This is a genomic window from Streptomyces sp. SudanB5_2050, assembly GCF_964272335.1.
In the GTDB taxonomy this organism is placed as follows: Bacteria; Actinomycetota; Actinomycetes; order Streptomycetales; family Streptomycetaceae; genus Streptomyces; species Streptomyces rochei.
Genome location: NZ_OZ186760.1, coordinates 1032052 through 1056713 on the forward strand (window position 1 = coordinate 1032052; position 24662 = coordinate 1056713).

The following is a 24662-nucleotide window of genomic DNA, read 5'->3' on the forward strand; positions in this document are numbered from 1 at the left end:
CGCGTCCAAAGGTCATCAGGCACAAGATCATCCGAGATCTGGTACCGGTCTGCCGCCACTGAATCCGATCGCCAAACCCTCACACCGAAGTCATCCCGAAAAAATCAGTGAAGGGTGTCCGCGCCTTTGTCGAATGCCTCCCTGTGCCGTTCGACTTCGGGGAGGTGGTCGGCGGTCCAGGAGCGCAGGATCGAGAAGGGTTCCTCAAGCGTGCGGCCCAGCGGTGTGATCCGGTACTCCACAGCAACGGGGCGTTGCATCAGTACCCGGCGCTCGACGAGGCCGTTGCGTTCCAACCGTCGCAGTGCCTGCGTCAGCGATTTCTGAGTGACCCCATCGAGCTCTCTCTTGAGCTCGTTGAAGCGTCGCGGTTGCCGGCACAACGCGGCCAGCAGCAGATGGCCCCACTTGTCCAGCAGCTGATCCAGGAGCTCGCGCTGCGGGCCGACGATGGTCTCGTGACCGGCCCGATCCTCACGGATACCAGGTTTCTTTGAAGTACCTTCCATGTACCAGGTATACCAGGGATACCGGCAACTCGAAGGAATCTCATGACCGAACAGTCCCTGCCCAGCCTCGATCTCAAGCGCCAGGACGGAGTGCTGTGGGTCTCGATTGATGTTCCGCCCGTCAACCTGATGACGGCGCAGCTCATGCTCGACCTGGACGCCGTCGCCGCATCGGCCGAGAAGGATCCCGATCTGCACGTCATCGTGGTCCAGAGCGCTAATCCGGAGTTCTTCCTGGCGCACGGCGACCTGTCATTCGTGGAGGACCCCGCGACCTACGCCGCCCTCCCGGTCGCGGAGGAGACGCTTGTCGGGACGGGCCCGATGATGCGGCTTCATGAACGCTGGCGGCGTCTGCCTCAGACCACCATCGCCAAGGTCGCGGGACTCGCCCGTGGCGGTGGAGCCGAGCTGGTCTCCAGCCTGGATCTGCGATTCGCGGCCCTCGAGACTGCGGCGCTCGGCCAGTTCGAGGCACTGATCGGCATCGTCCCTGGAGCCGGTGCAACTGCCCACCTGCCCCGCCTCGTGGGTCGCGCTCGCGCTCTCGAGATCGTGCTGACAGGCGGGCTCGTCGACGCGGCCACTGCCGAGCGGTGGGGTTGGGTGAACCGAGCCCTGCCCGCCGCAGAACTGGATGAATATGTTGAGTGGGTCGCACGGGCCATCGCGTCTCTGCCCGACGGTGTCCGCGCCGCGGCTGCCGAGGCGATCGACGCGGCCGACGGCACGCTCGAGGAGGCACTGCGCGCGGAGAACCGCCTGCTCGGCGAAACGTTCACTCCCGCGTCTGGGGAGCTTGCCCGGGCAGCGCTCGCGGCCGGGGTTCACACGCGCGAGGTGGAGCTGAACCTCGAAAAGGTGCTGCGCGCGAACCTCGTCCGCCATCCGTAACGCATCACGCTGCTCGGGTGGAGTGCAGAAGGTGTCCGTACGGTCCGTTTGGCAATTCGGGTCGAACGACCGTACGGGCCACCTCAAACTCTGTGAAGCTGATTGTTTCGGGATGAGTTCGGTGTGAGGCCTTGGCGATCGGATCCGGCGGCGGCAGAGTGATCCAGGTGCCGGACGTCCGCGCCACGGGGTGAACGGCGCCCCCCGAGGGGGAGCCAGCTCATTCAGCGGAAGGGACCGTCGGTCGCGAAGGCGTGAGCTGCAAAACGCTTGCCCATTCGACGGTAAGCGGTGGCGGTGGGATGAAGACCGTCTGCCAGGTCGTCTGCCTCGTCCGGGCCGAGCAGCTCGCGTCCGTCGAGATAGTGGAGGTGGGGATCGGACGCCTGTCGTGCCACAGCGATCCGGGCAAGCTCGGCACGGACCACCGCCAGCGACAACGCCCCGCCGGCCACATCGGCCGGGTCGCCCAGGGCGGCGAGCCTCCCGTCAGGGCCGGTCGTGGTGGGGCCGGGAGTCTCCTCCAGGGCCGGGCAGCTCACCGGAGAGATCAACAGCAGCGGGGTGTCCGGGTGTCCATCCCGGATCGTGTCCAGGAAGCCGTGTACCGCCGGGCCGAACGTCCGCAGTCGGAAGGCGGACAGACTCACGATGTTGATGCCCACCTTGAGACTGATCAGGTCGGCGGGCGTATCGCGGATCGTCCGGGCGACATAGGGATCCAGCAGCGCGTTACCCGCCTGGCTGAGGTTGATCACCTCCACCCTTCCGAGCCCAGCTGCCACCACCGGCCAGGTCCCGGTCGGGCCGTCAGCCTCGATGCAGTGACTGATGGAACTGCCGTGGTGCACCCAGCGGCGCCGCCCGTCCGGCAGCGGTGCCAGCACGTCACCGTCAGCGCGCAGGGCCACCAGTTCCGTCGGGGTCTGCTGGGGCAGCCACAACTCGATGCCCTTCATGCCGGCCGGCAGCCCGGCGAACCGTACAGTCCCTGGCTCGCCCGGGATGAGTCGCTGTACGGTTCCGGGGGCCCCCATCCGCAGCACGTTGCCCACCGGCGCCTGCTGACGCCCGGACAAGTCGCCGTCCACCAGCAGCTCCAGCATCCCAGTCGGGCGAGGCTGGGGGTCGGAGGCGAGCTGGCCGGTGGAGGTGAGTACCTCGAACTCCAATGTGCGCGCATCGGTGCGGAACACCAGCCGCACCCCCGAAGGCATCACGGTCACCCCGTAGACCGACGGGTCCTGGTACTGCTCCTTGGTCCACGCGGGCAACCGGCGCGGCATCACCCCGGCCTGTGTGGTCTCCAGGTCCAACGCACCCCGTATCTCCACCGGCCCGCCCACCAGCGGAACCGCCCGCAGCGCCGCCGTCACCGCCGCCGTCCCGGGTCGACGTGGTTCGGGCATGTCATCGACCCGACGTCTTCGTGGCTCATCGACGCCCGCCGAACTCCCGGTCGTGGACCTCGATGTCCGCGTACCGGTCCGCAGTCAGGACGGCTCGTGCCGTGTCCGGTTCCGGGACCCTGAGCAGCACCGCCGTACCCAGCCAGGTGTTGCCGTCGTCGGACAGCAGCGGCCCGTACGCGACCAGCTCCTCCCGGTCGAGCGGCGGGACAAGGTCGGCGGCCGGGCCCCTCGCCGAGGCCGAGCACCAGGTACCGGTTGCCATCGGTCCGGCCACCGGGGAAATCCCACATGGTGCGCCCCAGCACGTTGCGCCACCGGCGCAGCAGCACATCCCGGTACGCGCCGGCCTGGTAGTCGGGCTCCTCGAAGGCGAACGCGCGGGCGGAGGCGGGATCGGGCAGATCGACGATGTGCACGCTGCCGGTGGTTGTTTGACAGTCATCGGCGAAGGTCGGGCCGCGAGCGATCAGCTCCTTCGCGTACCGGTCCATGTAGGACCAGTGCTCCTCCACCGACTCCTCGCGTAACGCGAGGGAGCCGGGCCGGTCACGGTGGTAGCAGAAGAACTCCATGACCACAGACCCTTTCCCATCAAAGGCACCGACTCAACTCGCTTTCGGCAACGTTGACAACTGATGGTGGAAGTCGGCGTCGATGTCGCCCGCGACGCCTCCGGCCGGTGGCGACATCCCGCCCGCTGGCACCGTGCCCGCCCCGCTCTCCCCCCGCCGACGTCCCCCGCCTGACGTCATCGCCGCACGACGGCGGCACGCGCGGAGGCTCCGGTCGACGCGCAACCGCTGAGCGCCCCCGACCCCCGGCGGCGGCCGCGTCGCGCATCCCGCCCGTCCCTTCGGGGGTGATCCCGCGCAGGACCGCTCCCGGCTGGAGGCCCTAGCCTGGATGGGCGAACGAACCTGCTACCTGCTCTTCACCCGCGACCACGATGAAGCCGAGGAGGAGCAGTCGCGTGACACCCTCACCACCTCGCCCACCGCGGGCTCGGCTACCACGCCGCCGGCTGACCCGCTCGAGGGGCCGGTTCGGCAGGCCCCGCGCCTGGATCGCGCGTGCAAGAAGGATCCCTTGGCCGGCCAGTTGCACGGTCCTGACCGAGAGGAACCGTCCCTGCGGGCGTCGGAGGAAGGTTCAGTCGTCGACCGGTGAAGTCACTCCCACACCACGATGTTGCGTCGCACGGGCACCGTCGACGCGTCGGCGGCGAAGAGTTCGGGCGAGTGCGCACGGATGCGTTCGATGTCGCTGAAGACGGCCCGCAGGTGAGTACGCATTGCCGTGTGGGCGAGCGGGACGTCGCCGCCGACGATCGCCTCGAAGATCTCGTGGTGCTGGGCGGCGAAAGCGGCCGGGGACGCGTTCTCGTGCAGGCCCAGGCGCCGGGCTCGGTCGAGGTGGCCCTTGGCTGCGGCGACGGTGGTCCAGACGTTGCCGTGTCCGCTCAGCCGCATCAGGTTCTGGTGGAACGCCTCGTCGAGTTCGAAGAACTCCTCGAGGTCAAGGTCCGCGCGCTTCTGGCGGTCCAGGTTGACTCGCAGGTCCTCGACGATCGCGGGGTCGAGATGCTCGGGAAGGGCGTGGAGCGAGGCGAGTTCCACCGCCTCCCGGAGGAACTGCGCGTCGGCGACCTGCGCGGGATCCACCCGCGACACGAACGACCCGATCTTCGGAAAGACCTGTACGAGGCCCTCCTGGGCCAGCAGGATCAGACTCTCCCGCACGGGCGTGCGGCTGACGCCCAGTGACGCGGCGAGTTCGTTCTCCGAGAGGGCCGCGCCCGGAGCGAGTTCGAGGGTCAGGACCATCTGGCGCAACTTCTGGTAGATGTCGCGCCGACTCGTCCGCCCGTTCTTCTGAGGCATGTGCACATCGTACGTAGGACGACGGCACAAGTATTGCCACACTCGGCGACAGGTGCTTGTATACAAGCACTTCGCGACCAAGGAGCACCTGTGAGCAAGATCGAACGCGTCGAAGTGTTCGTGGCCTCGCCCGGCCGTACCTTCGTCACCCTGCGTATCACCACCTCGGACGGAGCGACAGGGCTCGGTGACGCCACCCTCAACGGTCGTGAGCTGGCGGTCGCGAGCTACCTGCGCGACCACGTGGCACCACTGCTGATCGGCAGGGACCCCGCCCGGATCGAGGACATGTGGCAGTACCTCTACAAGGGTGCCTACTGGCGGCGCGGGCCGGTCACCATGACCGCGATCGCTGCCGTCGACACCGCATTGTGGGACATCAAGGGCAAAACAGCAGGGCTGCCCGTCTACCAGCTCCTCGGCGGCCGGTCCCGTGACGGCGTGCTGGTCTATTCGCACGCCAGCGGCACCGACATCCCCTCGCTGCTGGACGACGTCGAGCGCTGTCTGGAGCTGGGTTACAAGGCTGTACGGGCCCAGGCCGCCGTACCCGATGTCGGCGGCACGTACGGGGTGCGCAAGGGCAAGGTCTACGAGCCGGCCGCGACCGAACTGCCCGACGAACAGCCCTGGGACACCGAGGCCTACCTGGGGTTCGCGCCCACCTACCTGGAGGCAGTGCGGGAACGCTTCGGCTTCGGCTTCCACCTCCTGCACGACGTGCACCACCGGCTGACCCCGATCGAGGCTGCCCGGTTCGGAAAGAGCGTCGAGGGCTGCCGGCTGTTCTGGATGGAGGACCCGACCCCGGCCGAGAACCAGGAGTCGTTCCGGCTCATCCGCCGGCACACCACGACACCGGTCGCGGTCGGCGAGGTGATGAACTCGGTCTGGGACGTCCAGCACCTGATCACGGAACAGCTCATCGACTACGTCCGCACCACCGTCGTTCACGCGGGCGGCATCACCCATCTGCGACGGATCTTCGACCTCGCCGCGCTCTACCAGGTGCGGACCGGGTCACACGGGGCGACCGACCTCTCCCCCGTCAGCATGGCGGCCGCCGTCCACGTCGACATCGCCGTGCCGAACTTCGGCATCCAGGAATACATGGGCCATCCCGACGAGACCGCCGAGGTGTTCCGCACGGGGGTGACCTTCGCCAACGGCATGCTGCACCCCTCCGACGAACCGGGCCTCGGCGTCGAGTACGACGAGAAGGCCGCGGAACGCTTCCCCTATCAACGGCGTTACCTCCCTGTGGCCCGTCGTCTCGACGGGTCGGTGCACGACTGGTGAGCACCGACACCCTCCCCCGGCTGGACCGCGCGGTACTCCCCCGGCTCGCACCCGAGCTGCGACCCGTGGTCGCTCCCGCCGAACTGCGCACCCGCATCGTTCACTTCGGTCTCGGCGCCTTCCACCGGGCGCACCAGGCCGTGTTCACCGAGCACGCTGCCGCCCGCTCCGGCGAGCCCTGGGGCATCACCGCGGTAGCCCCCCGGTCGACCGGAACCGTACGCGAACTGCGGAGCCAGGACTGCCTGTACTCACTCACCGAACACCACCCGGACGGAGACCGCACACGCGTCGTCGGTGCCGTCGTCGGCGCACTCGCCATGGGACCCGAGGCCGCTGCCGTCGACGCTCTGCTCACCGACCCCGAGGTGACGGTGGTGACCCTGACGGTCACCGAGAAGGGCTACCACCGCTGCCCGTCGACGGGCGGACTCGACACCCTGGCCGGGCCGGTCGCCGCCGACCTCGCCGCGTCCTCCGACGGACGGCTCACGACTGTGGTCGGACGACTGGCCGCCGCGTTGGCCGCGCGGATGCGCGCGGGCGCGCCCCCGGTCAGCGTCGTGTCCTGCGACAACATGGCGGACAACGGGGCGGTCCTGGGCCGTGTGGTCCACGATTTCGTCCGTGCCTCGGCCTGGCCGGACCGCGCGCGGATTTTGGACCGGCTGACGGAGTCCGTCTCCTTCCCCGCGACGGTCGTGGACCGGATCGTTCCCGCGACGAGCGAGGCCGGGCGGGCGGCGGCCGACGCCGCGCTCGGGGTGCGCGACGCCCTCCCCGTGACCGGTGAGCCGTACCGGCAGTGGGTGCTGGAGGACTCCTTCGTCGCACCCCGGCCACGCTGGGAACTGGACGGTGCCCTGTTCGTCCCGGACGTCACGCCCTACCAGCTCACCAAGCTGCGGCTGCTCAACGGCTCCCACTCGGCGCTCGCCTACCTCGGTACGGCCGCGGGACTCACCACCATCGCCGAGACCATGGCGGCCGGATGGGGTGAGCGCCTCGTACGGGCGCTGTGCGCGGAGATCGCCCCGACCCTCCCGGCCGGCGGCCCCGATCCGGCCGCGTACGCCGACGACCTCGTCGTACGCTTCCGCAACCCGTCCATGCACCACCGGCTGCGGCAGATCGCCTCCGACGGATCGCTGAAGATCACGGAACGCTGGCTACCCGCCCTGCGCGAACTGCGGGCACGCGGCACGAGCACCCCGGTCCTCGAACTGGCCCTCGCCGCCTGGGCGCACAGCACCAGCACGGCCGACGCACCCGCCGATCCCGCCACCGAGGCGCTCGCCGCCTGCTGGCGGCCCGCGACCCGCCCCGCCACCACCGTACGCGCGCTGCTGCGCGTGCTCGGCGCGGCGGACCTGGCCGACGACGACGGGCTCACCGCCGCCGTGGCGAACCGGCTCCCCGCCCTGCGTACCGGAGTCGTCGAGTTCTGACCCCTCGGTGACCGCCGCCCTCCTCAGTCCGCCGCATCTGAGCCTCACTTCGATATCCCGAACAACGGAGTTCACGATGAAGGACAGCGTCATAGCCGCTCAGCAGACGCCATCCGCACAGCGCACCACACGCGATCTCACCCGGGCCGCTGTCTCGGGCTGGCTCGGCACCGCCATGGAGTTCATGGATTTCCAGCTCTACTCGCTGGCTGCCGCGATCGTCTTCAACAAGATCTTCTTCCCGGACGTCAGCCCAGCCATCGGACTGATCGCCGCGATGGCCACCTACGGGGTCGGGTACGTCGCCCGGCTCGCCGGCGCCGTCTACTTCGGGCGGATGGGCGACCGGATCGGCCGCAAGAAGGTCCTCTACCTCACGATCCTGCTGATGGGCGCATCCACCACCCTCATCGGGGTCCTTCCCACCTACGCCACGATCGGCATCCTCGCACCGGTGCTTCTCGTCGTACTGCGCCTGGTGCAGGGCTTCGGCGCAGGAGCCGAGATCGCCGGGGCCACCGTGATGCTGACCGAGTACGCGCCCGTGCGGAGGCGCGGCCTCATCTCCTCGCTGGTATCGCTCGGCACGAACTCGGGGACACTCGCCGCCTCCGCCCTGTGGGCCGTTCTGCTCGCCGTGCTCAGCGAGGACCAGCTGCTCTCCTGGGGCTGGCGGCTGCCCTTCCTGCTCAGCTTCGCGTTGATGATCTTCGCCGTGTGGCTGCGCCGGAGTCTGAAGGAAAGCCCGGTCTTCGAGCAACGCCCCGACGTCGTGGACGGCGTGGCGCTTGCCCGCGACGAGGTCGAGTCCGCGATCGCCACGGCCGACAGCCACGAGGGCAGTGTCCTGGCGGCCGGCATCCGCCAGCGCAAGGGCAGGGCGTTCTTCCTCGCACTGGGGCTGCGCTTCGGCCAGGCGGGCAACTCCGGTCTGATCCAGACGTTCCTGGTCGGCTACCTCGCCACCAACCTGGCGGTCGGCCGGTCGGTCCCGACGGACGCGATCGTGTACGGCTCGCTGGCGGGATTCGCCACCGTGCCGGTGATCGGCCTGCTCGGCGACCGCTTCGGACGCCGAGCCGTCTACCTCACCCTCTCGTCCCTGACCACCGTCCTCGCCTTTCCGATGATGCTCCTCATCACCTCCGGCTCGACCCCGGGCGTGATGATCGGTATGGCCCTCGGGCTCAACGTCGGCGTCCTCGGCCTGTTCTCACTCGAAAGCGTCACGATGGCCGAACTCTTCGGCTCCCGCACCCGCTTCACGCAGCTCGCGCTCGCCAAGGAACTCGGCGGCATCCTCGCCACCGCGATCGGCCCGGTCCTGGCGGCCACTCTTACGGCTGTCACCGGCAGTTGGTGGCCCATCGCGGCGATGCTGATCGTCTACTCGCTCATCACCTTCGTCAGCGCGTACCTCGCACCCGAGACTCGCGGACGCGACCTGGTCCGGCTGGAGGACGCCGTATGAGGACGACCACCGAAAACCCCTCGCCCGCAATCGCCGGAGAGAACCAGATGAGGGCAGTCGTGGTACACGGCCCCGGCGACGTGCGCATCGAGGAACGTGCCCGGCCGGTGCCGGAGGCGGGCGAGGTACTGCTGGCCCTGGAATGGGGCGGCATCTGCGGCTCCGACATCTCCTACTGGAAGAAGGGCGCGTCCGGCACGGCTTCGCTCACACACCCTCTCGTGCTCGGCCACGAATTCGCGGGCCGGGTCGCTGCGCTCGGCAGCGATGTCACCGGCCTCCGCGAAGGCCAACCCGTCACCGTGCACCCGGCCCGACTGATGGGCGACGGTGTCCTTCCCGAACGGATCGCCGGACGCACCAACCTCTACCCGCACGTCCGCTACTTCGGGTCGGCGGCCTTCGTCCCGCACACCGACGGCGGGTTCAGCGAGTACCGGGCGGTCCCCGCGGCCCAGATCCGTCCGCTGCCGGACGGCGTCAGCACCGAACAGGGTGCTCTGGCCGAACCGTTGGCCGTCGCGCTGCACGCCGTCGGCCGAGTTCCCGACCTGCGCGGCCGTACAGTCCTGGTCAACGGCTGCGGCCCGATCGGCTCCCTGGTGGTCGCCGCCGCACTGTACCGCGGGGCAGGCCGGGTCGTCGCCGCCGATCTGGCTTCGTCCTCCCTCGCCGTCGCCCGCGCCATGGGCGCCGACGAAACGTACGACATCTCCGTCGGTGACGGATTGCCCGAGGACGTGGACGTAGCCTTCGAGGCATCCGGTGCCCCGGCCGCGCTCGGACCGGTGCTGCGCGCCACCGCCCGAGGAGGCACGCTCGTCCAGGTGGGCAACCTGCCCGGCACCCCCGCGGCCACCACGCTCGGCGACCTGGTGACCCGGGAGATCACTTGGATCGGCTCGTACCGTTTCGTCGATGAGATCGACGACGCGCTGCGCGCACTGGCGGACGGTCTGGACGTGTCCCCCCTGATCACCCATCGCTTCCCGCTGGACCGAGCAGAGGAGGCACTCGCCGTCGCCGCCGACCCGGAAAGCGGGAGCAGCAAGGTCATGCTGCGTCTCACCACCGATTCGTGACACGGATCGGTGAGGAGGCTGCGCCCCGTCACATGAAGGAGTGAAGTTCCTCGTACGGTGAGGATGGACCTCGTGGCCGGGGAGAAGCAGTCAGGTGGATGGCCGTCCCGTGATGGCCGGCAGAGTCGTGGTCCTGATCCGGCGGTAGGTCACGAAGCCGTTCACGGTCACCGCCACCCAGATGGCGGTACTGAGCAGAGGCCACCACAACTCCTGTACCCGCGCGCCCTCCACCAGCCCGACGACCGAGTTCAGCGCCCAGCCGGCAGCGAGGAAGAGCGCCGCCCACCTGGCCCACCGCCAGATCGCCATGGTTCCCCGGGCACGGGCTTCCTGCCTGTCGCGTCCGTCGTACCGAAGCTCTGTGTCCCTCATGACGCTTCGTCTGCCCGTTCCCCGGCGCCGTCTCCTCGCCTCCGCGACGAAGGCCGGAAATGCGGGTACGCCGTCAGCCGTCCGTCAGGCCGGTCTTCTGGCCGGGGCCGCTGGAGCGCAAGGGCGGGACGGTCGGCACCTCTGCGGCGTTCGCCATGTCGTCGGAGCTCAGCCGGAACGCCTCCGGGTAGGCGTCGCGGCGCGTACGCCGGGCCGGCTCGCTGGTTCGCCAGGTGTAGAGGCAGCGTCCGCACTGCAGGACGTCCCAGACGCCGGGCAGGGGCGAGGAGTGCAGGGTCCTGACGCTCTCGTGGGCGCAGCGGGGGCAGCAGTCGGTCATCGGGGTGTCTTCCTTCGCAACGGGGTGGGCGGCCGGACGGCCGGTGTGTGAGGGCGTCAGCCGCGGGTTTCGGACAGCAGGCGCTGGAGCTTGGCCGCCCAGTCCTTCGCCTCGGGCAGGTCCTTGGTGGGCGTGGAGAAGTTGCCGCGCTGGTCGGGATGCACGGGCGTGGTGGCATCGATGATCATCTTGCTGGTCAGGCCCGCCGGCTGGGCGGCTGGGGCCAGTTCCACCACGGGCAGGTTGGGCAGGATCATCACGTCACCGGCCGCGTTGACCTTGGACGACATCGCCCACATCACCTGCGGCAGGTCGAACGGGTCCACGTCCTCGTCGACCATGATGACCGTGCTGACGTAACCGAGTCCGTGCGGGGTGGTCATGGCGCGCATGGCCACGGCCTTGGCGAATCCGCCGTACCGCTTCCGGGTGGAGATGACGGCCAGCAGTCCGTGCGTGTACATGGCGTTGACGGCCTGCACCTCGGGGAATTCGGCGCGCAGCTGCTTCAGCAGCGGGACACAGGTGTTGGGGCCCACGAGGTAGTCGCACTCCGTCCAGGGCATTCCCAGATAGAGCGATTCGAAGACCGGGTTCGTGCGGTGGGAGACGCGGTCGATGCGGATGACGGGCATGCGGCGGCCACCGGAGTAGTGCCCGGTGAACTCGCCGAAGGGCCCCTCGATCTGCCGTTTGCGGCTCTCGATGACCCCCTCGATGACGACCTCGGAACCCCATGGCACGTCGAAACCGGTCAGGGGTGCTGTGGCGATCGGCGCAGGGGCGCCTCGCAGGGCGCCGGCCATCTCGTACTCGCTCTGGTCGTACCCCATGGGCATCCCGGCCACGATGGCCATCACGGGGTCGTTGCCGAGGGTGATGGCGACGGGAAGGTCCTCGCCCTTCTCTTCGGCCTTGCGCAGATGGAGGGCGATGTCGTGCACGGGGACGGGCTGAATCGCCAGCCGGTTCCTGTCGACGACCTGGAGGCGGTAGGTCCCGACGTTCTGCTTGCCGAAATGGCCGGGGTCCTCGGGGTCGCGGGAGACGACGGCGGCCTTGTCGAGGTAGAAGCCGCCGTCGCCGTCGTTGAGGCGGAACAAGGGGAGCACGGAGAAGAGGTCGACATCGTCGCCTTCCTGCGTGTGCTCCCGCCACGGGGCGTCCTCGCGTCGCTCCGGGGCGACCGGGAAGGCGTCCCAGCGACGGGCGAACTCCTCGACCTGTTCCTTGACCGGAGTGTGCTTGGGCAGACCGAGGGCGAGGGCGTGGTTGGCCCAGGAGCCGTGGACGTTGAGGGCGACCCGGGCGTCGGTGAAGCCCTTGACGTCGTCGAACCACAGGGCGGGGGCGCCGTCGCCGATGCGCCCGGCGGCGTTGGCTGCGGCGGCCAGGTCGGGTTCGGGGAGGACCGGTTCGGTGATGCGCAGCAGCTGGCCCTCCTTCTCCAGCGTGCTGAGGAATTCGCGCAGGTCGTCGTAAGCCATGGGTGCTCCGTGGAAGCCGAAGGGAAGGGGTGGAAAGGCGTCGGGGCGCACCGGTGTCCCCGGAACGCGGGTCAGGAAGCCGGGCGCGGCTGACGTGCGGCGCGCATGCCCTCCCACCTCTTGGCGGCGGGCGCGGGCAGGTCGAACTGGTCGAGGAGCCGGGCCACGACGTGGTCGACGATGTCGTCCACGGACCGTGGGTGGTTGTAGAAGGCGGGCATGGGCGGCACCAACTGCACGCCCATGCGGGACAGCGCGAGCATGTTCTCCAGATGGATCTCGCTCAGCGGTGTCTCGCGCGGTACGAGGACGAGCCGGCGGCGCTCCTTGACCACCACGTCGGCGGCGCGCCCGACCAGACCGTCGGCGTATCCGGCGCGGATGCCCGCGAGGGTCTTCATCGAGCACGGCACGATCACCATGCCGTCGGTGCGGAACGACCCCGAGGAGATGGTGGCGCCCTGGTCCTCCGGACGGTGCACGACATCGGCCAGGTCGCCGACCTGATCCGCGGTCATGCCCGTTTCGAGCTCGATCGTCGCCCGCGCCCACCGGCTCAGGACCAGATGCGTCTCGACGTCCTGCAACTGGGCCGTCACCTGGAGGAACCGGACACCGAACACGGCACCGGTGGCCCCGGTCATGCCCACGATCAGTCTCATCCGGATCTTCCTTCCTCATGCACTGGCACTGAGCTGCGCCGACGTCATCACGCTAGAAGACCGGTCGAGGGCGACGGCGGTACACTTGGGACTCACCATGGGGAAAAACGGACAGGATGCGCAGCGGTCGGTCATCCGGGACCTCACCCTCCGGCGTACGGCCGGTTCACCGCCGGGTCTGGAACTCGTGCAGCTCGCGGGGCTGGCCGAGCGCGCCCGCCGGCACGGCAATGACCCGTACGCCTCGCTGCGCCCCGCGTTCCACCAACTCGTCCACGTGCGGCCGGGCAGCCGTGCGACCGTCTCCGTGGACTTCACCCGGTACGAGCTGTCCGACGGTGCCTGGCTGTGGATCCACCCCGGACAGGTGCAGCGCTGGGGCACGGACTTGCCGGGTGCCCAGGGTCTTCTGGTCGCGTTCCCGGCCGGTTTCCCCGACACGGAGACCGCCGCCTCCTCAGTCGCCGACGTGGCCTCCCTTCGACCCCTCACCCCCGGCGCCCCGCACGCGGAAGGCCTGTCCCGGGCACTGGAGCACTTGCGGTACGAGTACGAGGCCATGGCGGAGCTGCCCCTGGAGTCCCACGTGCAGGTCCTGCGGCATCTGCTGGCGGTTCTGGTGGTGCGACTGGCCAGGGCGTACGGATCCGAGCACGGAAGGCCTACCACCAACGAGACGTTCCGCCGCTTCCGCGCCGCGGTAGAGCGCGACTTCCCGGCGACCCGAAGGGTGGAGGACTACGCGGCAGCGCTGGGTTACAACCGTCGCACCCTCACCCGTGCCACGGAGGCCGTGACCGGCATGTCGGCGAAGCGCTATATCGACGAACGCGTAGCGCTGGAGGCCAAACGGGAACTGGCTCACGGTCCGTCGACCGTCGCCGCCGTCGCCGCACGGCTCGGGTTCGCCGACGCGAGCGACTTCACCAAGTTCTTCCGGCAGCGAACGGGCACGACACCGACGGGTTTCCGCAGGACGGCCCGCGGCGCCTGACCCACGCCGGTCCTCCTCCGGTTACCCGGGGACGTCGTCGGCCAGGCGGGCCCACACCCGGGCGACGGACGCGAAGCACATGGGCGAGGAGGTTTCGTCGGTGACGCTCCGAGGCCCGCGGCTCGTTCACCTACACCTGTGCGCCCCCTTCCCGATCGGCTGCCGGCCCCCGTTGCACGCGTCCCGTGTGGCCACGGACAGCACACGCCGCAGAACCGGGGCCGTCGAGCCGAGGGTGGCCAGCCCGGGGTTCTTGAAGATGAGGGGCCAATGCTGCCGCTGAGGCGGGCCCTTGTGGAGCACTTCAGCTGCTGCCTGAAGGCACAGTACGGCGTAATTGGGTCCCGGAGGTCCAGCTGGTCCTTACTCAGGTGGTCGACGGCGCCATGAAGGTAGTCGACCGCCGTCCTGCATCGGCGGGGACTGCTGCTACTGATGACGAGACGTCAGAGGGAACCATGCCCGCCTGGCGGCCACCCTCAAGTACATCGACGGGTACGCCACCCAGGACGTCGAACAGTTGGTACGCCTCATCGGAGCGCAGAAGGCCGGCTCTCGCGTCATCGAGCGCATCGAGCAGAAGCCGGCCGAGCACAACATCGGTCACCTGCCGACCGGGCTCCCGACCGACAGCACGCGCCGGGTGTTTCTCTACAGCAAGGAGAACACCAGCGTCGGCTACATGATCAGTCTGATCCACCAACTCGCCGTCCAAGAACCGGGCGGCGGCGAGAACGCGACCGTGCACCAGTTGGAGTCGTTGCTGAAGGGCTTCAGCGCGGTGGAGCGGGCCGCCCGCCGGAACGCCGGCCGCCTGAGCACCGCGAACCAGGCGCTCGCCGAGGAAGGGCAGCGGTGAACGCAGAGCAGGGGAACGCCCGGTGCCCGATCGGCACGCGCGTGATGGCGTACCCCAGCGTCCGGCCGGAGGACCCGCTGGCCGCTTGAACGATTCACCAGGGGTGACCTGCTCAACCAGCGATCAGCTGCCACGGCCCACAAAACGCCGTCATCCGGTACAGCCCGTTTCTGACCTGGGCGCGCCCATGCCGTTCTTGCGCGTGACCTTCGCTGCCGCAAGGCCGATACTGCGACAGCGGGGATCCCGACCGAGCCGCGCCCGACGGGGCTGACGGGCGTCACCGAAGTCAGCATCGAGTCAGCGTCAGTACCGCCGGAACCCGCTCCGAGCCGTCACGGAACCCCGAGACCGAGAACCGCCCTCACCCACTCTGAACAGCAAAGAAGCAGGTCACTGACTGGCCTGCCGGGCTCCCAGGAGGTACCCGTGAAGATGCTCATCAACGTCCCCGAGACCGTGGTCGCGGACGCGCTGCGCGGTATGGCGGCGGCGCACCCCGAGCTGACGGTCGACGTCGAGAACCGGGTGATCGTGCGGAGCGACGCGCCCGTAGCGGGCAAGGTGGCCCTGGTGTCCGGCGGCGGGTCCGGGCACGAGCCGCTGCACGGCGGGTTCGTGGGGCCCGGCATGCTGTCGGCGGCCTGTCCGGGTGAGGTGTTCACCTCTCCGGTGCCGGACCAGATGGTGCGGGCCGCGGCGGCCGTGGACAGCGGGGCGGGGGTGTTGTTCGTCGTCAAGAACTACACCGGCGACGTGCTCAACTTCGACATGGCCGCCGAGCTGGCCGAGGACGAGGGCATCCAGGTCGCCAAGGTGCTGGTCGACGACGACGTGGCGGTGACGGACAGTCTCTACACGGCCGGGCGCCGGGGCACGGGGGCGACGCTGTTCGTGGAGAAGATCGCCGGGGCGGCGGCGGACGAGGGCCGGCCGCTGGAGCAGGTGGAGGCGATCGCCCGCCGGGTGAACGAGGCTTCCCGCAGCTTCGGGGTCGCGCTCAGTGCCTGCACCACGCCCGCCAAGGGCAGCCCCACCTTCGACCTGCCCGCCGGTGAGCTGGAGCTGGGCATCGGCATCCACGGTGAGCCCGGCCGGGAGCGGCGCCCGATGATGACCTCGGGTGAGATCGCCGAGGCCGCCGTGGACGCGGTACTGACGGACCTGAACCCGCGCAACCCCGTGCTGGTGCTGGTCAACGGCATGGGTGCCACACCGCTGCTGGAGCTGTACGGCTTCAACGCCGAGGTGCAGCGGGTGCTCGGCGAGCGCGGGACAGCCGTCGCCCGCACCCTCGTCGGCAACTACGTCACCTCCCTGGACATGGCGGGGGCCTCGGTCACCCTGTGCGAGATCGACGAGGAACTGCTGGGGCTGTGGGACGCGCCGGTGCGGACGCCGGGCCTGAGGTGGGGCATGTGACGGTGGACGGGGAATGCATCGTCACGTACCTACCAGGCAAGGAGATCCTGTGCTCGACGCCGATTTCTTCCGCCGTTGGATGACGGCGGCCACCGCCCTGGTCGACCGTGAGGCGGAACGGCTCACCGCCCTCGACTCGCCCATCGGCGACGCCGACCACGGCAGCAACCTCCAGCGCGGCTTCACGGCCGTGGCGGCCACGCTGGAGAAGGAGGCGCCCGGCACTCCCGGGGCGGTCCTCACCCTCGCGGGACGGCAGCTGATCTCGACGGTCGGCGGAGCCTCGGGGCCGTTGTACGGGACGCTGCTGCGCCGCACCGGCAAGGCGCTCGGAGACGCCGCCGAGGTGAGTGCGGAGCAGTTGGCCGAGGCCCTGCGCACGGGCGTGGACGCGGTGCGTGCCCTCGGTGGCGCGCAGCCGGGCGACAAGACCATGGTCGACGCCCTGGTGCCCGCGGTGGACGCCCTCGCGGAGTCGTTCGCCGCGGCCCGTACCGCCGCCGACGAGGGTGCCCGGGCGACCACCCCCTTGCAGGCCCGCAAGGGCAGGGCGAGTTATCTGGGCGAGCGCAGCATCGGGCACCAGGACCCCGGCGCCACCTCGGCCGCGCTGCTGTTCGCCGCGCTGGAGGAGGCGGCCGGTGAGTGACGGGAAGCTGGTCGGAATCGTTCTGGTGTCGCACAGCGCCCAGGTCGCCGCGTCGGTGGCGGACCTGGCGAAGGCCCTGTCGGGCGGCGGGGTCGACGTGCCCGTCGCCCCGGCGGGCGGGACCGCGTCCGGGGAGTTCGGCACCAGCTCGGAGCTGGTCTCGGCGGCCGCCGCGTCCGTGGACCGGGGGGCGGGGGTGGCCGTCCTCACCGACCTCGGCAGCGCGGTGCTCACCGTGAAGGCGCTGCTCGCCGAGGGCGACGAGCTGCCGGAGAACACCCGGCTGGTGGACGCCCCCTTCGTCGAGGGCGCGGTGGCCGCGGTCGTCACGGCCGCGACGGGCGCCGACCTCGCGGCCGTGGAGGCGGCCGCCGCGGAGGCGTACTCGTACCGGAAGACCTGACCGCCGGGTCGTCCCGCGGACCGGGAGGAGGCGGGAGGGCGCTCCCTTCCAGGCGGGAGGGCACCCCCCCGCCTGAAGGGAGGGCGCTCCTCCCCTCCCCGGTCCTCCCTCGCGTGGCCGGCCCGGTCGCCGCGGTGTGTCAGGAGAGGCCGGCCGCCACGGTCGTCAGGGCCGTGCGCAGGACCCGGGCCAGGTCCGCCCGGGCGGTGGCGGCGTCCGTGCGGGTGTCGTCGGCCGCGTGCCAGGCGTGGTGTTCCACCGCCGCGCGCAGTGCCGCGTTGAACATGGCGGCCTGGATCGCCGGGCGCAGGTCGTCGGCGGGCAGGCCGGCCCGTTCGGCGAGGGCGCGGGCGAACGCCGGTTCGGCCTCGTCGTAGGTCTGCAGCCATACGGCCCGCAGGCCCGGTTCGGTGCGGGTCAGGCGCACCAGGGCCCCGACGGTCGCGTGGGCGGGTGCGGCGAGGAGGCGGTCGTCCTCCGCCGCCCGCCGCTCGAAGTCGAACGCCTCGTCGAGGGGTTGTCCCGGCCGCCACTGGCGCAGCGTCTCGGCGACCAGTCCGGCGCCGGCGGTCAGCAGGGGGCGTACGCAGCTCTCCTTGGTCGGGAAGTAGCGCCACACGGTGCGTGCGGAGATGCCGACCGCCCGGCCGATCTGCTCGCCCGTGGTCGCAGCGACCCCCTGGGCGACGAAGAGGTCCAAGGCGGCGCGGGCGATCTCCAAGCGGATCTCGGCCCTGCGTTCCTCGGTCAGGGGCGGTCGTCCTGTGCGTCCGCTGGCTGCGGCCATCTGCTCCTCCGGCGCCGGTGCTGTGCTCCCGAATTCTCCACCACTGCCCGTCCGCATTTTTTGTCACTGACCGACATTAAGTCGTAGGGTGAGCGGACCGACGGGCTCCGCGCCCGTCCCGCCACCTCATGACAAGGAGCACCACATGGCCGAGCGACCGGACGGGCGCAGTGTCGTCGTCACCGGGGCGGGATCGGGCATCGGGCGGGCCGCCGCCCTGGGCTTCGCCGCACAGGGCGACCGGGTCGTGCTGGCGGACCTCAACGCGGAGGGCGTCGAAGCGGCCGTCCAGGAGATCGAGCGGGCCGGCGGCACCGCGGTGGCGGTGACGGGCGACCTGAGCGAGCAGGCCGTCGTCGACCGGGTGACGGCCACGGCGGTGGAGCGGTTCGGCGGGGTCGACGTCCTGGTGAACAACGCCGGGATCATGGACCGGATGTCGGCACTGGCCGATGTGAGCGACGCGGAGTGGGAGCGGGTCCTCAGGGTGAACCTGACCGCGCCCTTCCTGCTGACCCGGGCGGTCCTGCCGCACATGCTGGCGGCGGGCCGGGGCGCCATCGTCAACACCGCCTCGGAGGCGGCCCTGCGCGGCAGCGCGGCGGGCGCCGCCTACACGGCGTCCAAGCACGGCGTGGTGGGGCTGACCAAGAGCCTCGCGGTGATGTACCGGGGGCGGGGCATCCGCGCCAACGCGATCTGCCCGGGCGGCACCCGGACCGCCATCACCGTGGAGGCCGAGCAGGGCGCCCACGGACCGGCCACGCTCGGGGCGCACTTCGCCAATCTCGGCCGGGTGTCGCAGCCCGAGGAGCAGGCGGCGGCGATCCTGTTCCTCGCCTCGGAGGCGGCGAGCAACATCAACGGCGCCGTCCTCCCCGTCGACGACGGCTGGTCCGCCGTCTGACGTGCTCGTCGCGGGAGGCCCGCCTCACCGGCCGTCCACGAACTCCCGCGCGAGCCGCTCCCCCGCCTTCTCGGCGGCGTCCTCGTCCTCGATCGGCTCGACCTCGCTGCCCTTGAAGACGATGTACGTCACGCCGGAGGCGACCCCGCCGCCCTGCGGGTCGGCCGGGATGCCGAGGGATTCGGCGGCGGCGTAGGACGCCTCGCCGATGAGGTCGCGCGGGCCGACGTCGCCGACGACGGCGTACCGCACCCGGTCGCCGTGGACCAGGGCGGCGACCGAGCCTCCGTGGACGTCGTCCGCGCGGTGGTCCCAGATCTCGCCGGGCTCGGGCACCACGACGTAGGGCAGGCGCTCGGCGTCCAGGGCGCGGCCGTCCGACTGGGTGTAGGCGGTGGCGGGCGTGAAGTGCGGGTCGGTGCGGCTGTTGCAGCGGTCGCCGGGCCGTCCGTCGCAGTCGACGTCCAGGTCCGCCTTCCAGTACACGGCCTCGTCCGTACCGCAGACCGGGACGTCGGCCGGCCTCCCCGCGTCGGTGCGGTAGCGGCCCTTCGAGACGGGGTCGCAGTCGCGGACCCGGGCGAGCAGGTCGGCGGCGCTGACCGGCCCGGCGCTCCGGCTGTCCCCGGCCCCGGGGCGCGCCGCGGGCCGCGATGCGGCCCCGGAGGTCGGTACCGGCCCGGGCCGCGACAGCGGGAGCACGGGCCCGATCCGGGGAGCGGAGCGGTCCGCGCGGTCCGGCCCGCCCTCGTGCGGGAGGCCGGAGCGGAGGTGCGCCTGGGGGCCGGGCAGGGGCGGGGGCGGAGCGTCGGGGAACGTCGTGGGGGCGAGCAGGGCGGCACTGGCCGCGACCAGTGTCAGCGACTGGACACGCACGTTGTGGCCTCTCCTGGGGGACATGGACGGTCACTCGGCCACATCTGTCCCCGAATCGCCCACGCGGCCACCTTTTGTGGGCCAGACGGTGGACACCCCGCGCCCCCGCGCCCCCGTTCCCCGCCCCCGGCCGCGCTCCGGGCCCGCGACCGGAGGCGGGCGGGCCAGGCCCTCGGCGCCGGCCCGCCCACCGCCCGCGTCGGCGCGGCGACAGCGACGACAGCGGTCCGCGCCACCTCCCGAACTCCCCGTCCGTGCGGAGGGTTTCGGCCGCGAGGAGCTTCAGCATACGCAACCGGACCGAGCGAACCCCCACGACGCCCTCTTGATGTGATCGCGTCACTGGCCCATATTGGTCCGGACCATTGCCGCCAGGTCGAGGCCCCACCGAAGACCTGCCGGAGCCACCCCCACGCCGCCCGGAGGCCGCGCCGTGCGAGACGTCCCCGCCCCCGCCACCCCCTCCCCCACCCGCGTCCCACGCGCCCTGCGCCGTAGCGCCCTGCTGTGCGCCGCCCTCGCGCTCGTCTCCTCCTGCGGCTGGGGCACCGGGGACGACGGTACGAGCAGCCGACCGCTCCCCGGAGCGCCGACGGGTGTCACCGCCGAGGCGGGCAGCGCGACGACCGTGCACGTGATGTGGAACGCGGTCGAGGGCGCCGAGGCGTACGAGGTGTACCGCGGCGGCACGCGGGTCGACGAGGTGCCCGCCGCCGACCGCATGGTGGACGTCACCCGGCTGCGCCCCTCGACCGCCTACGCGTTCACCGTGCGGGCCCGCGACGCCGACGGGCGGCTCGGACCGCGCAGCCGCGAGGTGCGGGCGACCACGCCCGCCGCCGTCACCGACGACACGCCGCCGACCCGTCCGGGCGACACCCGAGGCCGGGCGGCGGGCGCCCGGGCGGTCCGGCTGACCTGGGCGGCCTCGACCGACGACCGAGGGGTGGTGTCGTACGACATCCACCAGGGCGGCACGAAGGTCCACAGCGTGGGCGGCGATCGCACCTCGGCCCAGGTCACCGGTCTGCGCCCGGGCACCCGCTACACCTTCACCGTCCGGGCGCGGGACGCCGCCGACAACGTCTCACCGGCCGGCGCCGCCGTGCGGCTCACCGCTCCCGGCTCCGACGACGCCGCGGCCACCGCTCCCACCGCCCTGCGCGCGTCCTCGCACCGGGCCGACGGGGCCTACTACATCGATCTGAGCTGGGTCCCGCCGCGCGGGGACGGGGTGATCACGGAGTATCAGATCGAGCTGGACGGCCGTGCGGCGACATCGCTCGTGTACGGCGACGAAGCGCCGCGCGAGCGGGCCGAGTACAGCTTCTACGCCGGGAGCCAGGCCGGTGTCACGCACCGGGTGCGGGTCCGGGCGCGGCTGTCGGACGGCACCTGGGGCGGCTTCTCGGCGGAGCGGAAGGTGACGACGGGCACGGGAGGGTGACACCGGGCCGGCCGTGCGCCGGCCCCCGGGCGACGACGGGCCGAGGCGCCCGGTGGCCGCCCGTCACCTGCGCGGTCGCGCTCCGCATGCGGGCCGGGTCGCCGCCCTGTTGGCTTCCCGTGAGGCAGCACGGGCGTTTCCGATCTCGGCGGCGCATGGGACGTACCGCCGACCGTGCCGCCGGAGGGCAGTCCACATGCGCATCTCTTCGCCACTCCTCCGCTCCGGCCTGACCGTGGCAGCCGCCGCGCTGCCCGTCGCCCTCACCGCCGGGCCGGCCACCGCCGGTCCGGGCATCTCGGTGAGCACCACCGGCACCACGGTGTCGGTCACCACCACCGCCTGCGCCCAGCTCAACGGCAGCTGGGGCACCGCCTCGCTGATCACCGGAGGCCAGGGGGACTTCGCCCAGGGGCGGCAGGTGGCCCTGACCGGGAACAGCACCGGGCAGGGCGCCAGCTGGTCGGGGATCAGCCCTGGCACGTACACCGTGATCGTCATGTGCTCCAACAACAGCACCGCCGGGTCCCAGACCGTCATCGTCTCCCCGGCGCCCTCGCCCTCCCCTTCGCCCAGCCGTTCCGCCTCCCCGGCGCCCTCACCCTCCGCCTCGCGCGGCGTGCTGGGCGGCCTCGGCGGGGCCGTCCAGGACTACGGCACGGCCACCCTGGTCGCGGGCGGCGCGCTGGTCGGCACCGGTGTGATCGCGGCGGCCTGGTTCCTGCGCCGGCGTTCCAAGCCGTACCGGTTCTGAGCCGGGCCCGTCCTCCGGCCGTACGGGGTCCGGACCGTGGTCCTCCTCAGGTCCGGCCGCCCTCGTCCGGGAGTTCGCCGAACTGCGCCAGCGCGTGCCGCAGCCACTGGGTCCAGAAGGTCTCCAGATCGATGCCGGCCCGCAGCACCAGATGCCGCAGCCGGTCCTCGGTGCCGTCCCTGCCGGGCGGGAAGTCCCGCTCCTCGATCTCCTCGTACTCGGCCAACTGCCGCTCGTGCAGCTCCAGATGGCGGCGCAGGTCCGCCTCGATGCCGGAGGTGCCGACCACGGCCGCGGCCCGCAACCGCAGCAGCATCGCGTCCCGCAGGGGCTTGGGGTCCTGCGGGGCGGCGGTCCAGCGGGCCAGCTCGTCGCGGCCCGCCGGCAGCACCTCGTAGGACTTCTTCTGCCCGCGGGCCGGCTGTCCGCCGGGCAGGGCGCGGATCAGGCCGTCGGCCTCCAGCTTTCCCAGCTCGCGGTAGATCTGCTGGTGCGTCGCGGACCAGAAGTAGCCGATCGACTTGTCGAACCGGCGGGTCAGCTCCAGCCCCGACGAGGGCTTTTCGACCAGGGCGGTGAGGATCGCGTGCGGGAGTGACATGGGCTCATCCTAGGGACGGCCCACGCACCTCCTACAGCGCCGCCGCCAGCTCGGTGCCCTGCTTGACGGCGCGCTTGGCGTCCAGTTCGGCGGCCACGTCGGCGCCGCCGACGAGGTGGACGCTGCGGCCGGCGGCGACCAGTTCGTCGTACAGGCCCCGGCTCGGCTCCTGGCCCGTGCACAGGACGATCGTGTCGACCTCCAGCACCGTGGACTCGCCGTCGACGGTGACGTGGAGTCCGGCGTCGTCGATCCGGTCGTAGCGCACGCCCGGGACCATGGTGACGCCGCGGTGCTTCAGCTCGGTGCGGTGGATCCAGCCGGTGGTCCTGCCGAGACCCGCGCCGACCTTGCTGGTCTTGCGCTGGAGCAGGTGGACGGTGCGCGGCGGCGCGGGGCGCTCGGGCGCGGCGAGCCCGCCGGGCGCGCGGTAGTCCATGTCGACGCCCCAGAGGCGGAAGTACGTCTCCGGGTCCTCGTGGGCCTTGTCGCCGCCGTCGGTGAGGTACTCGGCGACGTCGAAGCCGATGCCGCCGGCACCGAGGATCGCGACGCGGTCGCCGACGGGGGCGCCGTCGCGCAGGACGTCGAGGTAGCCGACGACGCTCGGGTGGTCGACGCCGGGGATGTCGGGGGTGCGCGGGGTGACCCCGGTGGCGACGACGACCTCGTCGTGGCCGTCGAGGTCGTCCGCGCCGACCCGGGTGTTCAGGCGTACGTCGACGCCGTGCGCCGCCAGCTGGGTGCGGAAGTAGCGCAGGGTCTCGTCGAACTCCTGCTTGCCGGGGACCTTGCGGGCGACGTTGAGCTGGCCGCCGATCTCGCTCGCGGCGTCGTACAGGGTGACCTCGTGGCCGCGTTCGGCGGCGCTGACCGCGCAGGCCAGTCCGGCGGGTCCGGCGCCGACGACCGCGACGCGCTTGCGCCGACGGGTCGGGGTGAGCACCAGCTCGGTCTCGTGGCAGGCGCGCGGGTTGACCAGGCAGGAGGTGATCTGCCCGCTGAAGGTGTGGTCCAGGCAGGCCTGGTTGCAGCCGATGCAGGTGTTGATCGCCTCCGGGCGGCCGGCCGCGGCCTTGGCGACGAAGTCGGGGTCGGCGAGCATCGGGCGGGCCATCGACACCATGTCGGCGGCGCCCTCGGCGAGCAGCCGCTCGGCGACCTCGGGGGTGTTGATGCGGTTGGTGGTGACCAGCGGCACCGACACCTCGCCCATCAGGCGCTCGGTGACCCAGGTGTAGGCGCCGCGCGGCACGGAGGTGGCGATGGTGGGGATGCGGGCCTCGTGCCAGCCGATACCGGTGTTGATGAGGGTGGCTCCGGCGGCCTCGACGGCCCGGGCGAGGGTGATCACCTCGTCGAGGGTGGAGCCGTCGGGCACCAGGTCGAGCATGGAGAGCCGGTAGATCAGGATGAAGTCCGCGCCGACCGCCTCGCGCACCCGGCGGACGATCTCGACGGGGAAGCGCATGCGGATCTCGTACGAGCCGCCCCAGCGGTCGGTGCGGTGGTTGGTGCGCGCGGCGATGAACTCGTTGATCAGGTAGCCCTCGGAGCCCATGATCTCGACGCCGTCGTACCCGGCCTCGCGGGCGAGGCGGGCGGTGCGCACATAGTCGTCGATGGTGCGTTCGACCTCGGCGTCGGTCAGCTCACGGGGCATGTGCGGGCTGATCGGCGCCTGGAGCGGGCTCGGGGCGACCAGGTCCGGGTGGTAGGCGTACCGACCGAAGTGCAGGATCTGCAGGGCGATCCTGCCGCCCTCGCGGTGCACGGCGTCGGTGACGGTCCGGTGCCGCTCGGCCTCCTCCTCGGTAGTGAGCTTGGCACCGCCGGGGTAGGGGCGGCCCTCGTCGTTGGGGGCGATGCCGCCGGTGACGATCAGGCCGACACCGCCGCGGGCCCGGGCGGCGTAGAAGGCGGCCATGCGCTCGAAACCGCGCTCGGCCTCCTCCAGACCGACGTGCATCGAACCCATCAGGACCCGGTTGGGCAGTGTGGTGAAGCCCAGGTCCAGCGGGCTCAGCAGGTGGGGGTAACGGCTCATCGGGCCCTCCGTGCGCGGTGTGGTGCCTCCGTTGTAGAGGACCGCCGCCTCTTTGTG

The 24662-nt window shown here is 71.3% G+C and carries 25 protein-coding genes and 1 pseudogene; 14 read left to right on the plus strand and 12 right to left on the minus strand.

Annotated features, from left to right (window positions below; translation table 11 throughout):
- Positions 1 to 104: 104 nt before the first annotated feature.
- The gene (locus ACFZP7_RS04365; protein ID WP_078855328.1) at positions 105 to 509 is read right to left on the minus strand and encodes a helix-turn-helix domain-containing protein; all 405 of its coding nucleotides are present in this window, start codon (positions 507 to 509) and stop codon (positions 105 to 107) included.
- 42 nt (positions 510 to 551) lie between these two features.
- Between ACFZP7_RS04365 and ACFZP7_RS04370 the strand changes: the two genes are divergently transcribed.
- Positions 552 to 1403: an enoyl-CoA hydratase/isomerase family protein gene (locus tag ACFZP7_RS04370; protein ID WP_220670365.1), complete on the plus strand. Its 852-nt coding sequence runs from the start codon at positions 552 to 554 to the stop codon at positions 1401 to 1403.
- Between the two features lie 224 nt (positions 1404 to 1627).
- Here ACFZP7_RS04370 and ACFZP7_RS04375 read toward each other — a convergent pair whose 3' ends face one another.
- Together ACFZP7_RS04375 and ACFZP7_RS04380 are read right to left on the minus strand one after the other, a co-directional pair.
- Positions 1628 to 2812, minus strand: coding sequence for a GDSL-type esterase/lipase family protein (locus ACFZP7_RS04375; RefSeq protein ID WP_385633889.1), 1185 nt, complete (start codon positions 2810 to 2812; stop codon positions 1628 to 1630).
- Between the two features lie 25 nt (positions 2813 to 2837).
- Positions 2838 to 3387, minus strand: a pseudogene (locus tag ACFZP7_RS04380) (YciI family protein).
- 331 nt (positions 3388 to 3718) lie between these two features.
- Here ACFZP7_RS04380 and ACFZP7_RS04385 point away from each other — a divergent pair.
- The gene (locus ACFZP7_RS04385; RefSeq protein ID WP_385633890.1) at positions 3719 to 3982 is read left to right on the plus strand and encodes a hypothetical protein; all 264 of its coding nucleotides are present in this window, start codon (positions 3719 to 3721) and stop codon (positions 3980 to 3982) included.
- A gap of 2 nt (positions 3983 to 3984) precedes the next feature.
- Here ACFZP7_RS04385 and ACFZP7_RS04390 read toward each other — a convergent pair whose 3' ends face one another.
- Complete coding sequence (locus ACFZP7_RS04390) at positions 3985 to 4695, minus strand: GntR family transcriptional regulator (RefSeq protein WP_127432861.1); 711 nt, start codon at positions 4693 to 4695, stop codon at positions 3985 to 3987.
- Between the two features lie 90 nt (positions 4696 to 4785).
- On the opposite strand from ACFZP7_RS04390, the gene manD reads away from it, so the two are divergent.
- From manD to ACFZP7_RS04410, 4 genes are all read left to right on the plus strand, one after another.
- The gene (gene manD / locus ACFZP7_RS04395; protein WP_046249749.1) at positions 4786 to 5994 is read left to right on the plus strand and encodes a D-mannonate dehydratase ManD; all 1209 of its coding nucleotides are present in this window, start codon (positions 4786 to 4788) and stop codon (positions 5992 to 5994) included.
- The gene (locus tag ACFZP7_RS04400) at positions 5991 to 7442 is read left to right on the plus strand and encodes a mannitol dehydrogenase family protein (RefSeq protein WP_385633891.1); all 1452 of its coding nucleotides are present in this window, start codon (positions 5991 to 5993) and stop codon (positions 7440 to 7442) included. Before manD ends, ACFZP7_RS04400 begins: the two co-directional genes overlap by 4 nt.
- Before the next feature lie 76 nt (positions 7443 to 7518).
- A complete protein-coding gene (locus tag ACFZP7_RS04405; protein WP_385633892.1) occupies positions 7519 to 8913 on the plus strand; it encodes an MFS transporter in 1395 nt (464 codons plus the stop codon).
- Positions 8914 to 8960: 47 nt separating this feature from the next.
- The gene (locus ACFZP7_RS04410; RefSeq protein WP_385633893.1) at positions 8961 to 9995 is read left to right on the plus strand and encodes an L-idonate 5-dehydrogenase; all 1035 of its coding nucleotides are present in this window, start codon (positions 8961 to 8963) and stop codon (positions 9993 to 9995) included.
- Positions 9996 to 10085: 90 nt separating this feature from the next.
- Here the strand turns inward: ACFZP7_RS04410 and ACFZP7_RS04415 are convergent, their stop codons facing one another.
- From ACFZP7_RS04415 to ACFZP7_RS04430, 4 genes are all read right to left on the minus strand, one after another.
- A complete protein-coding gene (locus ACFZP7_RS04415) occupies positions 10086 to 10307 on the minus strand; it encodes a hypothetical protein (RefSeq protein ID WP_225619582.1) in 222 nt (73 codons plus the stop codon).
- Positions 10308 to 10443: 136 nt separating this feature from the next.
- A complete protein-coding gene (locus ACFZP7_RS04420) occupies positions 10444 to 10710 on the minus strand; it encodes a non-oxidative hydroxyarylic acid decarboxylases subunit D (RefSeq protein ID WP_385633894.1) in 267 nt (88 codons plus the stop codon).
- 56 nt (positions 10711 to 10766) lie between these two features.
- Positions 10767 to 12197: a non-oxidative hydroxyarylic acid decarboxylases subunit C gene (locus ACFZP7_RS04425; protein WP_046249754.1), complete on the minus strand. Its 1431-nt coding sequence runs from the start codon at positions 12195 to 12197 to the stop codon at positions 10767 to 10769.
- Positions 12198 to 12268: 71 nt separating this feature from the next.
- Positions 12269 to 12859 (minus strand): non-oxidative hydroxyarylic acid decarboxylases subunit B, encoded by a 591-nt coding sequence (locus ACFZP7_RS04430; RefSeq protein ID WP_062135628.1) that lies wholly within the window; start codon positions 12857 to 12859, stop codon positions 12269 to 12271.
- A gap of 97 nt (positions 12860 to 12956) precedes the next feature.
- Here ACFZP7_RS04430 and ACFZP7_RS04435 point away from each other — a divergent pair, with 97 nt between their 5' ends.
- The 5 genes from ACFZP7_RS04435 to ACFZP7_RS04455 all read left to right on the plus strand — a co-directional run bounded on the left by ACFZP7_RS04435 (position 12957) and on the right by ACFZP7_RS04455 (position 17186).
- Positions 12957 to 13853, plus strand: coding sequence for a helix-turn-helix domain-containing protein (locus ACFZP7_RS04435; protein ID WP_385627461.1), 897 nt, complete (start codon positions 12957 to 12959; stop codon positions 13851 to 13853).
- 520 nt (positions 13854 to 14373) lie between these two features.
- Complete coding sequence (locus ACFZP7_RS04440) at positions 14374 to 14712, plus strand: hypothetical protein (protein ID WP_385633895.1); 339 nt, start codon at positions 14374 to 14376, stop codon at positions 14710 to 14712.
- A 429-nt stretch (positions 14713 to 15141) separates the two neighbouring features.
- Positions 15142 to 16134 carry a dihydroxyacetone kinase subunit DhaK gene (gene dhaK, locus ACFZP7_RS04445; RefSeq protein WP_030976401.1) on the plus strand — a complete coding sequence of 331 codons (993 nt, stop codon included), beginning with the start codon at positions 15142 to 15144 and terminating at the stop codon, positions 16132 to 16134.
- A 49-nt stretch (positions 16135 to 16183) separates the two neighbouring features.
- Complete coding sequence (dhaL, locus tag ACFZP7_RS04450) at positions 16184 to 16783, plus strand: dihydroxyacetone kinase subunit DhaL (RefSeq protein WP_019327190.1); 600 nt, start codon at positions 16184 to 16186, stop codon at positions 16781 to 16783.
- Complete coding sequence (locus ACFZP7_RS04455; protein WP_031020731.1) at positions 16776 to 17186, plus strand: PTS-dependent dihydroxyacetone kinase phosphotransferase subunit DhaM; 411 nt, start codon at positions 16776 to 16778, stop codon at positions 17184 to 17186. Before dhaL ends, ACFZP7_RS04455 begins: the two co-directional genes overlap by 8 nt.
- Positions 17187 to 17325: 139 nt before the next feature.
- Here the strand turns inward: ACFZP7_RS04455 and ACFZP7_RS04460 are convergent, their stop codons facing one another.
- A complete protein-coding gene (locus ACFZP7_RS04460) occupies positions 17326 to 17973 on the minus strand; it encodes a TetR/AcrR family transcriptional regulator (RefSeq protein WP_385633896.1) in 648 nt (215 codons plus the stop codon).
- 145 nt (positions 17974 to 18118) lie between these two features.
- Here ACFZP7_RS04460 and ACFZP7_RS04465 point away from each other — a divergent pair, with 145 nt between their 5' ends.
- A complete protein-coding gene (locus ACFZP7_RS04465) occupies positions 18119 to 18880 on the plus strand; it encodes an SDR family NAD(P)-dependent oxidoreductase (protein ID WP_031020727.1) in 762 nt (253 codons plus the stop codon).
- Between the two features lie 24 nt (positions 18881 to 18904).
- On the opposite strand, the gene ACFZP7_RS04470 is transcribed toward ACFZP7_RS04465, so the two are convergent.
- Positions 18905 to 19756 (minus strand): glycoside hydrolase family 75 protein, encoded by an 852-nt coding sequence (locus ACFZP7_RS04470; protein WP_385633897.1) that lies wholly within the window; start codon positions 19754 to 19756, stop codon positions 18905 to 18907.
- Between the two features lie 433 nt (positions 19757 to 20189).
- On the opposite strand from ACFZP7_RS04470, the gene ACFZP7_RS04475 reads away from it, so the two are divergent.
- Both ACFZP7_RS04475 and ACFZP7_RS04480 read left to right on the plus strand, forming a co-directional pair.
- A complete protein-coding gene (locus ACFZP7_RS04475) occupies positions 20190 to 21203 on the plus strand; it encodes a fibronectin type III domain-containing protein (protein ID WP_385633898.1) in 1014 nt (337 codons plus the stop codon).
- A gap of 196 nt (positions 21204 to 21399) precedes the next feature.
- On the plus strand, positions 21400 to 21957 hold the full coding sequence (locus tag ACFZP7_RS04480; RefSeq protein WP_019327184.1) for a hypothetical protein: 558 nt from the start codon (positions 21400 to 21402) through the stop codon (positions 21955 to 21957).
- Between the two features lie 46 nt (positions 21958 to 22003).
- Here the strand turns inward: ACFZP7_RS04480 and ACFZP7_RS04485 are convergent, their stop codons facing one another.
- Positions 22004 to 22558, minus strand: coding sequence for a PadR family transcriptional regulator (locus ACFZP7_RS04485; protein WP_385633899.1), 555 nt, complete (start codon positions 22556 to 22558; stop codon positions 22004 to 22006).
- A 31-nt stretch (positions 22559 to 22589) separates the two neighbouring features.
- The gene (locus tag ACFZP7_RS04490) at positions 22590 to 24605 is read right to left on the minus strand and encodes an FAD-dependent oxidoreductase (RefSeq protein WP_385633900.1); all 2016 of its coding nucleotides are present in this window, start codon (positions 24603 to 24605) and stop codon (positions 22590 to 22592) included.
- Between the last annotated feature and the right edge of the window lie 57 nt (positions 24606 to 24662).